The organism is Microcoleus sp. SVA1B4 (assembly GCF_036700545.1).
In the GTDB taxonomy this organism is placed as follows: domain Bacteria; phylum Cyanobacteriota; class Cyanobacteriia; order Cyanobacteriales; family Microcoleaceae; genus Microcoleus.
On record NZ_JAUBPB010000110.1, the window covers coordinates 1 to 13595 of the forward strand.

Annotated in this window: 14 protein-coding genes; 9 read left to right on the plus strand and 5 right to left on the minus strand. The window is 45.9% G+C overall.

Annotation, left to right across the window (positions count from 1 at the left end; translation table 11 throughout):
• Positions 1 to 295: 295 nt before the first annotated feature.
• Positions 296 to 496 carry an SDR family NAD(P)-dependent oxidoreductase gene (locus QT987_RS28540; protein WP_445243063.1) on the plus strand — a complete coding sequence of 67 codons (201 nt, stop codon included), beginning with the start codon at positions 296 to 298 and terminating at the stop codon, positions 494 to 496.
• A gap of 485 nt (positions 497 to 981) precedes the next feature.
• On the plus strand, positions 982 to 1911 hold the full coding sequence (locus QT987_RS28545) for a class I SAM-dependent methyltransferase (RefSeq protein ID WP_333246777.1): 930 nt from the start codon (positions 982 to 984) through the stop codon (positions 1909 to 1911).
• Between the two features lie 171 nt (positions 1912 to 2082).
• On the opposite strand, the gene QT987_RS28550 is transcribed toward QT987_RS28545, so the two are convergent.
• Positions 2083 to 2295 carry a hypothetical protein gene (locus tag QT987_RS28550; RefSeq protein ID WP_333242588.1) on the minus strand — a complete coding sequence of 71 codons (213 nt, stop codon included), beginning with the start codon at positions 2293 to 2295 and terminating at the stop codon, positions 2083 to 2085.
• A gap of 434 nt (positions 2296 to 2729) precedes the next feature.
• Here QT987_RS28550 and QT987_RS28555 point away from each other — a divergent pair, with 434 nt between their 5' ends.
• The 5 genes from QT987_RS28555 (at position 2730) to QT987_RS28575 (ending at position 8042) form a co-directional block, all read left to right on the plus strand.
• Positions 2730 to 3635, plus strand: a complete 906-nt coding sequence (locus QT987_RS28555) for a D-hexose-6-phosphate mutarotase (RefSeq protein WP_333058639.1) — start codon at positions 2730 to 2732, stop codon at positions 3633 to 3635.
• Positions 3636 to 4085: 450 nt separating this feature from the next.
• The gene (locus tag QT987_RS28560; RefSeq protein WP_333246780.1) at positions 4086 to 5612 is read left to right on the plus strand and encodes a phosphomannomutase/phosphoglucomutase; all 1527 of its coding nucleotides are present in this window, start codon (positions 4086 to 4088) and stop codon (positions 5610 to 5612) included.
• Between the two features lie 52 nt (positions 5613 to 5664).
• Positions 5665 to 5892, plus strand: coding sequence for a hypothetical protein (locus tag QT987_RS28565; RefSeq protein ID WP_333057248.1), 228 nt, complete (start codon positions 5665 to 5667; stop codon positions 5890 to 5892).
• A 464-nt stretch (positions 5893 to 6356) separates the two neighbouring features.
• On the plus strand, positions 6357 to 7298 hold the full coding sequence (locus QT987_RS28570; protein ID WP_333242601.1) for a M23 family metallopeptidase: 942 nt from the start codon (positions 6357 to 6359) through the stop codon (positions 7296 to 7298).
• Positions 7299 to 7505: 207 nt separating this feature from the next.
• On the plus strand, positions 7506 to 8042 hold the full coding sequence (locus tag QT987_RS28575; protein ID WP_006631395.1) for a late competence development ComFB family protein: 537 nt from the start codon (positions 7506 to 7508) through the stop codon (positions 8040 to 8042).
• 380 nt (positions 8043 to 8422) lie between these two features.
• Here QT987_RS28575 and psb29 read toward each other — a convergent pair whose 3' ends face one another.
• A complete protein-coding gene (gene psb29, locus QT987_RS28580; protein WP_333242604.1) occupies positions 8423 to 9136 on the minus strand; it encodes a photosystem II biogenesis protein Psp29 in 714 nt (237 codons plus the stop codon).
• 472 nt (positions 9137 to 9608) lie between these two features.
• Between psb29 and QT987_RS28585 the strand changes: the two genes are divergently transcribed.
• Positions 9609 to 10229, plus strand: a complete 621-nt coding sequence (locus QT987_RS28585; RefSeq protein ID WP_333242607.1) for a chromophore lyase CpcT/CpeT — start codon at positions 9609 to 9611, stop codon at positions 10227 to 10229.
• 257 nt (positions 10230 to 10486) lie between these two features.
• Here the strand turns inward: QT987_RS28585 and QT987_RS28590 are convergent, their stop codons facing one another.
• Both QT987_RS28590 and hemF read right to left on the minus strand, forming a co-directional pair.
• Positions 10487 to 10849, minus strand: a complete 363-nt coding sequence (locus QT987_RS28590) for an STAS domain-containing protein (protein WP_006631392.1) — start codon at positions 10847 to 10849, stop codon at positions 10487 to 10489.
• 57 nt (positions 10850 to 10906) lie between these two features.
• Positions 10907 to 11950 carry an oxygen-dependent coproporphyrinogen oxidase gene (hemF, locus tag QT987_RS28595; protein WP_333246782.1) on the minus strand — a complete coding sequence of 348 codons (1044 nt, stop codon included), beginning with the start codon at positions 11948 to 11950 and terminating at the stop codon, positions 10907 to 10909.
• A gap of 281 nt (positions 11951 to 12231) precedes the next feature.
• Here hemF and QT987_RS28600 point away from each other — a divergent pair, with 281 nt between their 5' ends.
• Entirely contained in the window at positions 12232 to 13302 is a 1071-nt protein-coding gene (locus tag QT987_RS28600; RefSeq protein WP_333057242.1) for an Mrp/NBP35 family ATP-binding protein, read from the plus strand.
• Positions 13303 to 13318: 16 nt separating this feature from the next.
• On the opposite strand, the gene QT987_RS28605 is transcribed toward QT987_RS28600, so the two are convergent.
• Positions 13319 to 13595, minus strand: a 277-nt coding sequence (locus QT987_RS28605) for a hypothetical protein (RefSeq protein WP_333246784.1), incomplete at its 5' end; no start/stop codon positions are given.

Sequence of the window (13595 nt, forward strand, 5' to 3'; positions counted from 1 at the left end):
CCGTCCTTTTTGGACGGGCGGGACGCCCATCCCACAATAACAATTAAAATTATAAGTTATTTAATTCGCGATCCTAAAGACTGCACTAGAGGCGATCGACTCCCTAACTGTCAGGTCAAGCAGATATGGTATTACTTGCTAGAGAACTGCTGCGCGATCCTTATTGGCCGATGCGCGCTGCGAAGCAACTACGTCAATCCGTGCCTGCTCCTATTCAATACGATCGCGCTTGGTGATTAAGCGGATTTGCGATCAATTTTAGGTGAGCGGATTTAATCAATTAACAGGAGTGAATATGTCTGAGATTCAAAACAAGGTTGTGATCATTACAGGAGCAAGTAGCGGTTTAGGTGAAGCCACCGCTCATCGTTTAGCCGCCAGCGGAGCCAAACTCATGCTTGCTGCCCGCCGCGAAGATAGACTCAAAGACTTGGTGGCTGCAATCGAAAAAACAGGTGGCACCGTTGCCTATCGAGTCACCGATGTTGCCGAATAAATATAGCGACTACTGTATTTCATCAATCACCGAATATGCTGTAATAAAACTGAGTATCGATTAGCAAGCAACTTTGCCGCATCCGGCTATCACGCAATAACAATGAATAAATCGGAGAGATACATCGAAAAACATGGGTAATACAACTGCTGTAATTATTTTTAATAACGCACTTATTTTAGATATAATACTTAGCAAATCTCACTATAAATTGAGATTGATGTTTATATTTATACTATTTTAATTTTTATATTCTGTGGAGACTATAAAAGGCATGGGGGAAAAAAGATATTATATAAATTCCGCTATATTCAAGCTGTTGTGTGCGAACTAATTAACAAGAAATACTGGTTTAATAAACTAATTTTTGCGGATAAATTTAGATTGTGTAGCAGGAATAGCGAGAATCATGTAAACTTGTGTAACAAAAATAAACACTTGTGGCTGCCCACAGGTGAATATGTTAGAATCAATGCCGAACTCAGTTGAACAAAGTAAAAGAAATCAAAGCTATGACATACGTTGCATGCAATTTGTGCGGTAGTAATGACTATACTGTGAGATTTGAGCAGGGAGTAGCCCAGGTAAATCAAATTGTCAATTGTAAAGCCTGTGGATTGATGTATGCTAATCCGAGAAGCACAGAAGTAGATAGTGTATTAATAGAAAACTACGATCCAGAGTTTGTATTATCTGCGATAGTTAACCAAGATTCGCAGAGACTGGAAAAAGAAGCACTGCAGGTAAAAGATTATGAAAAAACCAGAGCTTTTCTTCACAAACATTATCCCCAGAAAGGTAAGTTAATTGAAGTGGGAAGTGGCTTGGGGTATTTGTTAAACTTCTTTAAGCAAGATGGGTGGAATGTAGTTGGGCTTGAACCTAATGTGGGTATGTGCAGATATGCAGAATCGGAGTTTGGAATCGAAATCATCCCAACCATATTAGAAAAAGCTGAACTAGAAGATCGATCGGCAGACGCTGTATTGATGATGCACGTGATCGAACACGTATCCGATCCTTACAGTACGTTGAAAGAAGTTTATCGGATCTTGAAGCCGGGTGGGATATTCGTGATGGAAACCCCCCGCTACGATACATTGATTTTCAAATTATTGGGTAAAAGAGAAAGAAGTCTCAGTTGCGACGGACATATTTACTTTTTTACGACCACCACGCTAGAAAAACTTGCAACTAAGGCAGGATTTACCGTGCTTAAAACAGATTATGTAGGGCGATCGCTAACACTCGACAGGCTATTTTATAATTTGGGCGTTGTGAGCAAAAGTCAGGCCATTAAACAAATCCTTAAGGATGTGGCAGTTAAACTGCATTTAAATAAAATTTCGTTATATTTAAATACACGGGATATGGAACGTATATATTTGAAAAAACCCGATTCTGGCTCAGCATAACAAAACTTAAGCGCACAGAAAAGATGAGATTACCTCAAATGTTTGAGTGCGCTTGTACCCTGACAGTTATTACCCATTACATTAATCCCCTTGCGCCAGACTCTACGAAGACAAATTTTAGCGAGGGAGGCTGTGGGTGACACCACTGGGGTTTCCGGGCTATACAACGAATCAAGCCAGATGCGGAGTTTTGCGGCTGCGCCGTCTTTTGATGAAGTGCTGCATTAGCTTGGCCATCGGAGAAATCAGCAAGGTGTGCCGGTGGGTTCGATGCACATCCCCTCGCGATGTGTGGGGACTCGCTATCGGTTTCTCTGACTGCATCGTTGTGTCGATCGCACCTTCCCAGGTCAAACTCAACAATCTAATCAATCTAGCAACCATAATATCGGATAATTGTAAAGCAATTCACCAAGCTAACAGCGTCACTAACCCCAGCCTAAAGGCATGGGGCTTGAAAGAGGAAGACTCACCACCTTCTTAATTTGAGACTAAAACAGTGTCTAGCCTGCGTCTTTGAGACAAACTGAATTATCTGGTGGTGGTACACCGAACGATGTTACTGGATGCCTCCCTAGTCTGTAACCTCAAGGGATATCAGTGGCGAAGGGATATACACACACGGGCTTACCGCCACTTGTTATGCGTACAGGTAGAAAGCACTCGATCCGTAACTGTCCGGGTTAAAGGCGAATACAAAACGTCGAACGTCGTTAGTATATCCAAGGCGGTAACAAGCATTCATCGGAGGAGAATTCCTCCCCCCCATCCAATGTAAAGCCGTCCTAAAAGGACGGGGTTTCAAACCCATATTTCTGATGAGTATTGACCAATTAAACGCAGACTACGGCATAGCCGGGAACCTCACCTTCGCCACCGGAAACGGTGGTTTCCCGATGATTCACATCGACAACGGTCAAGCCAAAGCCTTAATTTCTGTGTATTCCGGTCAAGTGCTCTCCTTTCAACCAGCCACTGAAACCACAGACTTGATGTTCGTCAGCGACAAAGCCTACTACGCAGAAGGGAAAGCCATCAAAGGCGGTATACCCATCTGTTGGCCCTGGTTTGGCCCAGATCCCGAAGCCTTGGGGCGTCCAAGTCATGGGTTTGTGCGGAATCGCCTCTGGAATGTGCTAGAAACCGCCACAACCCCCGATGGTGCAACTAAAGTCACTCTCGGACTCAAGGATAGCGATGAAACTAGAGGAATTTGGCCCCAAGCTTTTGAACTGGCGATCGAGATTACGATCGGCACCAGCCTCACGGTAGAATTAATCACCCGCAATCTAGGCGACAAAGCATTTCCCCTCACCCAAGCTTTCCACACCTATTTCCAAGTAGGCGATATCAACCGCGTGCAGGTTTTAGGTTTAGAAAATAGCCAATATCTTGATAAAGCGGATGGTGGGGTGGAAAAAACTCAAGTGGGTGCAGTGGTAGTAACAGGTGAAGTCGATCGCATTTATCTCGATGTCACCAATGAATTAGTCATTGACGATAGCGCCCTCAATCGTCGGATTCGCATTAAATCATCGGGTAGTAAATCCGTCGTAGTGTGGAATCCCTGGGTGACAATTTCTGCAAATATGGCCGACCTTGATGATGCAGATTATCAGCGCTTACTCTGCGTAGAAACGACCAATGCAGCTACAGATATTGTGGAAGTTCCCGCTCATGGTGAGTTCCGCTTGCAGGCAATTTACAGCGTGGAACGCGACTAAGAAATTAGAGCTTAAGCTTAGCGGTGATGGGGTCAAAATTCTCAGTAAGCGGGTCAACATTTCAATTGGATATTTTGGGCGTTGCTCAAATCCCACCCACAAGACTGGGATTGTTTCTTTAAATACCACTTAAATGCCGATTAGCTGATTGAATTGAAAAACTCTGTCACCGTAATGACTAATAATACCATGTCCGATCGAGCGATTAAAAGGGCGGGTTTTTGAGATTGTCAATTATTGGCAGATATTTTTCGTGAGGGGATCCCCTACCGTATTAGGGGTAATCGACCGGACATGATATAATACCAAATCCCAAATTTCTCCCCTGTTTATTTATTAGTCCGTGAAAGACGATCAGCGAAACTGACTCGAACCGTCTAGCCACAGACAAAACTTTGTACGATCAGTTTCTACAGCCGACTCCTATTTTTCTACTAACCATCAATTATTATGCAAATCTTCAACTGGACAAAACTTCAAAATGGCTCAGACATTCGCGGTATCGCCCTCGAAGGCGTTCCCAATGAAAAAGTCAACCTCACCCCTGAAATTGCCACAATCTTAGGTAAATCCTTTGTCAGTTGGCTGGTGCAAAAAGTCCAGAAACCAGCGGCAGAATTAACGATCGCGATCGGGCGTGACAGTCGCCTATCAGGCCCAACCTTAATGCAAGCTGTCATGGAGGGAATCGCCTCACTTGGTGCAACCGTGTACGACTTTGAAATGGCCTCAACCCCCGCCATGTTTATGAGTACAATCACCCCTGGTTTTGATTGCGACGGCGCAATTATGCTGACTGCTAGCCATTTGCCCTTTAATCGAAACGGCTTAAAGTTTTTCACAGCCCAAGGTGGGTTACAAAAGCAGGATATTACAGATATCTTAGCACTAGCGCAAAGCAATTATTTTCAGCCATCCTCATCGCCCGGTAAGATTACCAAGCATGATTTTATCTCTGTTTATGCTAACCAATTTGTCACAAAAATCCGGGAAGCAGTCAATCATCCCGATAACTTTGAGGAACCACTAACAGGATTAAAAATTGTTGTGGATGCGGGCAATGGTGCGGGCGGTTTTTATGTTGATAAAGTCTTAAAACCTTTAGGTGCAGACACTACGGGCAGTCAGTTTTTAGAACCAGATGGTACTTTCCCCAATCATGTGCCAAATCCCGAAGATAAACAGGCAATGCAGTCAATTTGTCAAGCGGTAATTGAAAATCAAGCAGATTTTGGGATTATTTTTGATACCGATGTCGATCGCAGTGCGGCCGTCGATGGAGTTGGCAAGGAACTGAATCGCAATCGCTTAATTGCCTTGATTTCTGCCATTATATTACAAGAACACCCAGGCTCTACCATTGTCACCGATTCTATCACCTCCGATGGCTTGACACAATTCATCGAACAAGATTTAAAAGGAATTCACCATCGCTTTAAACGCGGCTACAAAAATGTGATTGACGAGTCGATTCGCCTCAATGAAGCCGGACAGGAATCATGGCTGGCGATTGAAACCTCTGGACATGGAGCTTTGAAAGAAAATTACTTTCTGGATGATGGCGCTTATTTGGTCAGCAAATTATTGATTGAATTGGCTAAGTCAAAGCTAGCAAACCAATCTTTGCCGGATTTAATTGCGAATTTAAAAGAACCCGAAGAAAGTGCAGAATTTCGGATTAAAATTGGTGTGGATGATTTCAAGGCTCACGGCGATCGGGTTATTGAGCAACTGCAACAATTTGTCTCAACCCAAGCAGACTGGAAAATAGTTCCCAATAACTACGAAGGTTTGCGAATTTCCTGCACGTCACCTAGCGAATCTGGCTGGTTTCTGTTACGCTTATCACTCCACGATCCGGTGATGCCTTTGAATGTTGAGTCTAATGTTAAGGGTGGTGTTGCTCACATAGTCGCTCGGCTTTTAGCTTTTTTCAAAACAACAGAATCCCTTGATTTTTCGGCACTATCGCTCTAAGTTTTACTCGTGTTAGACTATTAGTAAACCAAACCCAAGGAGGAATTTAATCATGTGGCTTTTAATCATAAAATGTTCTGCTGAAAGCTGGGATACCCATTCCAAAGCTTTCAAAGCGATCGCTGCCAAATATCCTGCCACGCCTTCCTCTTCCAAAAAGATGAAAGGTGATGGTCAACGCATCATGGAATATCAGCTTGAGAATGTCAACGATGTAGAGGAATTTATGGAAGAATGCTTGACCTTAGATGGTTTTACTGCTACCTTTGAATCCCTGTAAATTTAGGTAATCAGATTATAGAAATTCTCAATTTTTATCTCATACAATTTTAGATGTGAGATTTTAAAATAGGGAATCAATACTATTTTGCCAACAACAGGCTACAATAACTAGAGAGTTTGAGGAACGTTCTCGGCAAATAAACGGCAAAGAAAGAATTGATTTAACAGCAGAGGAGTTAAAAATAATTATGTTGTAGCGCCGTGAACTATAACTAATGCCAATTGTTAAAAGCTATGCAACAGTAGCTAGGACTAATAAAATATAATTCCATCCGCTTAGAGATGAAGAGTGTTTCTGTTGAAACTTGGGTTCTCCTAGATTTGTAGTGGAAACGGTAGTGTGAGCGTCTGGCTGAAGCGGGCTTTCCTCCCCGCACTACAGAAATTTTTATTGCGGATTGCTAGAGTTAGTCTAGATAGTTAAAAATATATCAGTGAGACAAAGGTTAAGGACTGCTAGTGATGGTAATGACTGTGAATCGAGACAACTGCGGGCTAAGTACGGAAATAATTACGGGTCGGATTTTGCGGTGGGGGCAGTTGAAAGCAAACAAGCTAACCGCTGGTTCGATCGGGGGAATTGTTGCTGGCTTTCTGAGTTTTGCCCTGCCGGTACAAGCTTTGCAGGTAGTTGTGACGCCGACAAATCCCCAACTGGGAGATACGCTGTCAGTAATGATTCAGGTTGACGGTAACGGCGGGGAAACTCCAACAGTTTCTCTACAGCAAAAAAACTACCCCGCTTTTCCGATCGGCAACGGCCGCTTTCGGGCCCTGCTACCGACGACGCCGCTAGAGAAACCCGGTGCCCGCCAAATCCAAGTCGCAGGTGACGGACAAGTTCAGAACTTGAGTCTCCAAGTGCGGGATCGAAATTTTCCTACTCAATCCATCTGGCTACCGCCTGGGAAAGACAGCGAAGGTACAGACGCGGAGTTCGATCGCGTAGACGCATTTAAAGCACTCGTGACACCCGAAAAATTTTGGGACGGCAAATTGTTGCGCCCCAACTCCGGCGAAATTACCACTATTTACGGGGTGCGACGTTATTATAATGGGGTATTTGCTCAAGACTACTACCACCGCGGCGTTGATTACGCGGGTGCTTACGGTTCCCCTGTAGTGGCACCAGCCGCAGGTCGCGTGTCTCTAGTGGGACGCGAATCCCAAGGGTTCAAAATCCACGGGAATGTCGTTGGTATTGACCACGGCCAGGGGGTAGCCAGTATTTTGATGCACCTGGCCCGGATTGATGTCAAGGAAGGCGATGTCGTGAAACCAGGTCAAGTAATTGGTACTGTGGGCTCAACGGGGGCTTCCACAGGCCCTCACCTGCATTGGGGACTTTACGTGCATGGGCAGGCAGTCGATCCTGTACCTTGGCGGCTTCAGGGAGTTGAGTAGGAGTTTTTACAGGTTTTGACGGATTTATCAGTCAATTATGGGGTAAGTTTGTGGCTGGGGTGTGCAGATAACTTTATGGGTTATCAGTATTGAGTTAGGATTTGTATAAAAATTCTCAACTCAACTCTCAAAACTCGAATCTCAAGACGCTAACAATCGCGTCTTCACAAAACTTTATTGATGATGCCGTTGAGCGGGGACGCATATATGAGTATTGAAAAAATTGTTGAACAGGCTTTGCAAGATGGCTATTTAACGCCGTCTATGGAAGCTGAGGTGGGACGGATCTGCAATACGGCTTCGGAATTGTCGATCGAAGAGTACATGGCTCTCGATCGTCTGATGGGATCTTTGTTGACTGGCGAAGTTGTGGTTCTGCCACGCAAACAGTTCATCAACGTGATGGAAGAGTTGGTGCTCAGCGATGCGATCGCTAGGGTGGCCGAAATTGAAGCGACGAGCGACCTGAGTCTGGATGTGGGAGATATCGCAGCTTATGCTTTAAATAGGCTGCCACCTCTGTACGCTACGACTGAAGAGGGAGCTCACTTTCAAAGGGCTAGGGCTAAAGAGCAACTTCACGATTTGATTTCCAAAGAAGTCAACGCAGCGATCGCCCGCAACTTGGACAGGCCCGACACCCCAAACCCCACAGCTTTGGGCAAGTCTTCTGGAAACGAAGTTCTTTCACAGCTAAGCACTTGGCTGCAAGCTAACGCCACTAATTTTGAACCCCAGCCTTAGTACCAATCCAACAGCTCTATTTTGATTAAGTCGATCCCGCTCCATTCAGAAAGCGGGATTTTTAGTTTCTGAGCCAGCAAGATTCATCAGATGGCAGAAACCAGAATTCAAAAACAAAAAATTAAAATTTAAAAGTTTTCTATTTTATGTAAAAAATAAAAAACTCCTTCTTCTTTGTTCCTGACATCGGTTACATCTGACATCTTGCAGCAATATCAATAAGAGGATTTTTCGTGGGTCGGGCGGGTTTATAGAACCTATTTGCAAGCTTTCAGGCTGTTGGCGAACCCGCCCCTACGGCTAATTGAGAATGGTGCAAGATATCAGTTACATCCGAAGAAAGCGAATCCGTTGCCGAACTTCCTTCTTCTTTTAAACGATTAATTGCTGCTGTCAGAAGAGTCAGCCGAAGGACCAGCGGTAACTTTTGTCTCTCGTTTTTCGCGTTTTTTCCGTTCCGCTTGGATGACATCTTGAAGCACTATTCGTGCTTGGGCCATTTTTTCCAAATTGCTGCGGTACAAATCTAAATCTTTGCTAACTTTGTCTTCTGGCAGGTGCAAGGCCGCACTGACTTTGGCGATCGCGTCGTTTCGCGTTTCTTGGTCTTTTACCAAGTTAGGGTCAGCTTTTTCTAATAGCGAGAACAAACCGATCGCGAACAAGCGGCTGTACTTAAATTGAGGGTTGCTGGCGATCGCCCCTAAAGACGCTTGCAAATCCGCTGTATCTTCAAAGCTGGTCGAGCGATCGAGCCACGAGAGCAACTCTTGGCCGGAAAGTCTATCCGCCAAGCTTTCCAATCGCTGAGCGTCTTGCTTGTAGCGCTCTGGATCGTCTTCTAGGGACTTGCATAAAGCGTTAAAAATCGAAAGTCTGTCTGCTTCTGGGGCGTACCCAAGCATGAATCGATCGAAAGCTGTCACTACACCCAAAGCATAAATCGGGTCGTATTGAAAATCGGCATTCGCCGAAAGCAAGTGCATTTCTACCATCAACTCTTCCACCACTCGACGGTAAATTGAGTTGATCGGTCGAGTGTGAATCGTATAGAAACTTCGCTTAGTATCTGAAACAGTACGGTTATTGTTCACCTGAGTCTTATAGATAAATAATTTTGCCGTAGCGGGCGTGCCAGCGCGGCGTGAGTAAAGTCGGGGGAGTCAGTCGATTTGAGATTTTAGATTTTAGATTTTAGATTTACCCCACAGATAAATCTGGGAGCTTGAACTTTGGTCTAAAATTTTTATCTTTCCACGACTTAAGTACGTGGCACGGTATCCGTTGTTGGGCTGGGTCAATTCGGCGATCGGGCTGACAAAATTTGCCAGTTTTTTTAAGCGTTGCCGCCTCCTTGCGAGACAAAATTTTATCAAAAATATTTTACGCGCGATCGGCAGCAACAATTAATATGTCGCAATATGAGGGAAAAAACCCAGTATCTTTACAATCATAGCTCTTCTGGGATCGCTCATAAATCTCATCTTCTGACTTGCCCAGCCTTGATATGGTCTTACATATCACAATAACTTTTTCTTGTCAATCCCTAATCGTCAAAAAACAAACATGACAATTTCTCCTGAATTAATAGCTTTAGCCCAGTACATGGCGGGCGAATTTGACAACCGAGAACAAGCGCTAGCAGAGCCGGCGTGGTACGTCCACCTTCGTATGTGGCAAAGACCACTACCCGTTCCTTTATTTTCCGAACCCAGCATTGCCCTGTTTGCCGAACAAGCCAACATTCTGGAATTAGACAAGCCATACCGCCCCCGCATCGTGCAACTGAGGCACTCACAGATAGCGCCGGGACTTATCGAAGCTCAGTATTATATGTTTAATGACATTACAGCCGTCAAAGGAGCCGGTTGCAACCCCGACTTGCTTGGAAAGCTAACGAAGGAGCAAATCCAACTCCTCCCCGGCTGCACCCTGTCGGTTGCGGTGGAAAATTTAGGCTCAAACGGCTATCGATTTCGGGCATCTTTGCCGGAGGGCACTCGCTGCGGCTTTGCCTACGGGGGGCAAAATTACCAAGTAGACTTGGGATTTGAAGCCGCAGGCGAGGAATTTCTCAGCTACGACAAAGGAATAAGCCCCACGACAGGCAAGGCTATCTGGGGAGCTTTAATGGGCCCTTTTAGATTTGTCAAGCGTCAGGATTTTGCTGCTGAGATATTGGTTTGAAGCAAGAAGCAACAAGAAACTAGGAAGAAAAATATAGCTATCTAGGATAGAAGGCAAGACTTTACCTTGACCTATTCTTCTACTTTAGTGTTTTGGTGAACCTGTTAATCCACCTCTCAACCTCTCAAGAAAGGAAGAAAGCATAAGGAAGCTGGCAATAATTTACCTGCTTCCTGTTCTTGTCCAGGGTTCCGGCGCTTTTTGTGAGCCTCAAGCTTAAATTGCGCTTACACCGCAAGCGATGCAAACGGGAGTGGTCAACTTGCGCGCGGCACCCCCTCTAGAGCTTCTTCTTCCGTTTCAAAGATTTCAAACACAGAATCCATCATGGTGACTTCAAACACCAGTTTGGCTTCGGGATGAACATTGCAAATGCGGAAACTTCCCTTAACTTTATCCGCATCCCGCATACCTGCTACAAGTGAGGTCAGGCCAGAGCTATCGATAAAGTTAACCTGACCAAGATTCACTACAACATGGCGGCTAAGTTTGGAAATACACTCTTGCAACTTGAGGCGGAATTGCCAAGCTGTAGTGATGTCCAACCGTCCTGTCGGTGCTAAGACGATAACTGTTGTACCGTCTTGAAGCGTGTGGGTTTTTTGATCAATATGAATCACTGACCCTTCCCTCAAATTTATTATCTATCGCGGTGGTTACTGTCCCAGTAGTTTAACTCAGGTCGGTGACTGCTGAGGCATCCAATTCGCCCAATCTTGCGGTTTTAAGAACTTGGAGTAGAGTTCGGCTTCGGGAGAGTTGGGTTCTGGCTCGTAACAGTATTCCCAGCGTACCAAAGGTGGCAGGGACATGAGAATCGATTCGGTGCGTCCGTTGGTCTGTAAGCCAAAGGTCGTGCCTCGATCGTACACTAAGTTAAATTCAACGTAACGGCCGCGGCGGTAAAGTTGGAAATTACGCTCGCGCTCGCCGTATTCTTTCGATCGGTGCTTTTCAACAATTGGGGTGTAAGCTGGCAAAAATGCCCGGCCACAGTCCTGTACGAAGGCGAACAGCGACTCCCAAGTTCTAGGTTCCGGCGCCCCGATGTTGTTGCTGCACTCGGCTGCTTTGCCTTTGACATGATGGTCGCGGTAAAGCGCGCCTTGAGCGCTTTGGTAGTCAAAAAACAGACCGCCCACCCCCCGGGTTTCTTGGCGGTGGGGGAGGTAGAAATATTCGTCGCACCAAAGTTTAAATGTCGGATAATATCCGGGATGGTGTTTGTCGCAAGTTGCTTTCAGAGTTTTGTGAAAATGAGCTGCATCCTCAGCCAAGGGGTAATAAGGAGTCAAATCCACACCGCCGCCAAACCACCAAATCGGCCCGGCCTCAAAATAGCGGTAATTCAGGTGAACCGTAGGCAAGTAGGGATTGCGGGGGTGCAGCACCATCGAAGTGCCTGTTGCATAAAAATCGTGACCTGCAGCTTCGGGGTGCTTGGCCAGAATCAAAGCCGGCAAACTTTCGCCCCACACTTGGGAAAAATTGACTCCCCCTTGTTCAAACACATCGCCTTCGCGCATGACGCGAGAACGTCCGCCCCCGCCTTCGGAGCGTTCCCAAGAGTCCTCCTTAAATTTGCCAACGCCATCGAGCTGTTCGAGGGATTGACAAATTTCGTCTTGTAGGGTTTTCATAAATTGGCTGACTCTAGCTCTAGAGTCAGCGGGCGGCAAAAACGGGGAAGTGGCGGTTTTAAGTGTGGTAGAAACTGTCATCCGATTTAAGATTTAAGATTTTAGATTTTAGATTGAAGAATTGCGACCACGGCTCAATTCGCCTATTGTGACCAAATTGCTTTCGGTCGTAGAAATTCTTGCCGATCGCATTTGAGTTTGAGATTGACCGTGAGTCCCAAATCCTGTCGTCATGTAATTATGCCACCGTAGGTCTGCAAATGATCGCTATGAAGTTACATTAAAAAATAGCAATAAAAATATACTTAAACCTGCGATCGAAAATTCGCAAACCCAATTGCAGAGCTATGGTGGAGAACACAATGCCCAATACACTCGATGTTAGTTCAGTCTTAGAAATCCTGCGACCCGTGCAAGACCCCGAACTGCAAAAGAGTTTGGTGGAATTGAACATGATTCGTAACATAAAAATTGACGGCGGTGTCGTCAGTTTCACTTTAGTGCTGACAACCCCTGCTTGCCCGCTGCGAGAATTTATTGTCGAAGATTGCCAAAAAGCGGTCAAACAGTTGCCAGGAGTCGAAAAAGTGGCGGTGGAGGTGACAGCCGAGACTCCCCAGCAAAAGGGAGTGGTCGATCGCCAAGGAATTGAAGGCGTTAAAAATATTATCGCAATTTCCAGCGGCAAAGGCGGCGTCGGCAAAAGCACAGTGGCGGTAAACGTCGCAGTAGCGCTAGCCCAAACCGGCGCTAAGGTGGGTTTGCTGGATGCGGATATCTATGGGCCCAACGACCCCAATATGTTGGGTTTAGGGGACGCAAAAGTGATGGTTAGGGACGGAAAAAGCGGGGAAAGCCTCGAACCCGCCTTCAACTACGGCGTCAAATTAGTGTCGATGGCATTTTTAATTGACAAAGACCAACCCGTGATTTGGCGCGGCCCGATGTTGAACGGGATCATTCGGCAGTTCCTGTATCAGGTGAATTGGGGCGATTTAGACTATCTGATTGTCGATATGCCTCCGGGTACTGGAGACGCGCAGTTGACAATGGCGCAAGCGGTGCCGATGGCTGGTGTGGTGATCGTGACTACACCGCAGACTGTGGCATTGTTGGACTCTCGCAAGGGTTTAAAGATGTTCCAGCAGTTGGGAGTGTCGGTGTTGGGAATTGTGGAAAACATGAGCTATTTTGTGCCACCCGATATGCCCGATAAGCAATACGATATTTTCGGTTCTGGTGGCGGGGAAAAGACTGCTGCTGAGTTGGGAGTGCCACTGTTAGGCCGCATTCCGCTGGAAATTCCGTTACGCGAAGGTGGGGATTCGGGGGTGCCGATCGTGGTGGGGCAACCGGGTTCTGCTTCAGCTAGGGAGTTGCGGGCGATCGCGGGCCGCATTGCCGGTAAAGTTTCCGTAGCAGCCTTAGCCTAACTCACATCTTGGATTGTTAATCAGCTTTTGATGGGCGGGCGTCCCGCCCAACCCCTACTCCCCACAAGAAACCTGTTGAATTTGTGGAACAGGCATCTTGCCTGTTGAATTTGTGGAACAGGCATCTTGCCTGTTGAATTTGTGGAACAGGCATCTTGCCTGTTGAATTTGTGGAACAGGCATCTTGCCTGTTGAATTTGTGGAACAGGCATCTTGCCTGTTGAATTTGTGGAACAGGCATCTTGCCTGTTGAATTTGTGGAACAGGCATCTTGCCTGTTGAATTTGTGGAAC

Coding starts and splice junctions, on each gene's coding strand:
- QT987_RS28540 (WP_445243063.1), top strand. CDS start 296: ATGTCTGAGATTCAAAACAAGGTTGTGATCATTACAGGAGCAAGTAGC.
- QT987_RS28550 (WP_333242588.1), bottom strand. CDS start 2,295: ATGGTTGCTAGATTGATTAGATTGTTGAGTTTGACCTGGGAAGGTGCG.
- QT987_RS28555 (WP_333058639.1), top strand. CDS start 2,730: ATGAGTATTGACCAATTAAACGCAGACTACGGCATAGCCGGGAACCTC.
- QT987_RS28560 (WP_333246780.1), top strand. CDS start 4,086: ATGCAAATCTTCAACTGGACAAAACTTCAAAATGGCTCAGACATTCGC.
- QT987_RS28565 (WP_333057248.1), top strand. CDS start 5,665: ATGTGGCTTTTAATCATAAAATGTTCTGCTGAAAGCTGGGATACCCAT.
- QT987_RS28570 (WP_333242601.1), top strand. CDS start 6,357: ATGGTAATGACTGTGAATCGAGACAACTGCGGGCTAAGTACGGAAATA.
- QT987_RS28575 (WP_006631395.1), top strand. CDS start 7,506: ATGAGTATTGAAAAAATTGTTGAACAGGCTTTGCAAGATGGCTATTTA.
- QT987_RS28585 (WP_333242607.1), top strand. CDS start 9,609: ATGACAATTTCTCCTGAATTAATAGCTTTAGCCCAGTACATGGCGGGC.
- hemF (WP_333246782.1), bottom strand. CDS start 11,950: ATGACAGTTTCTACCACACTTAAAACCGCCACTTCCCCGTTTTTGCCG.
- QT987_RS28600 (WP_333057242.1), top strand. CDS start 12,232: ATGCCCAATACACTCGATGTTAGTTCAGTCTTAGAAATCCTGCGACCC.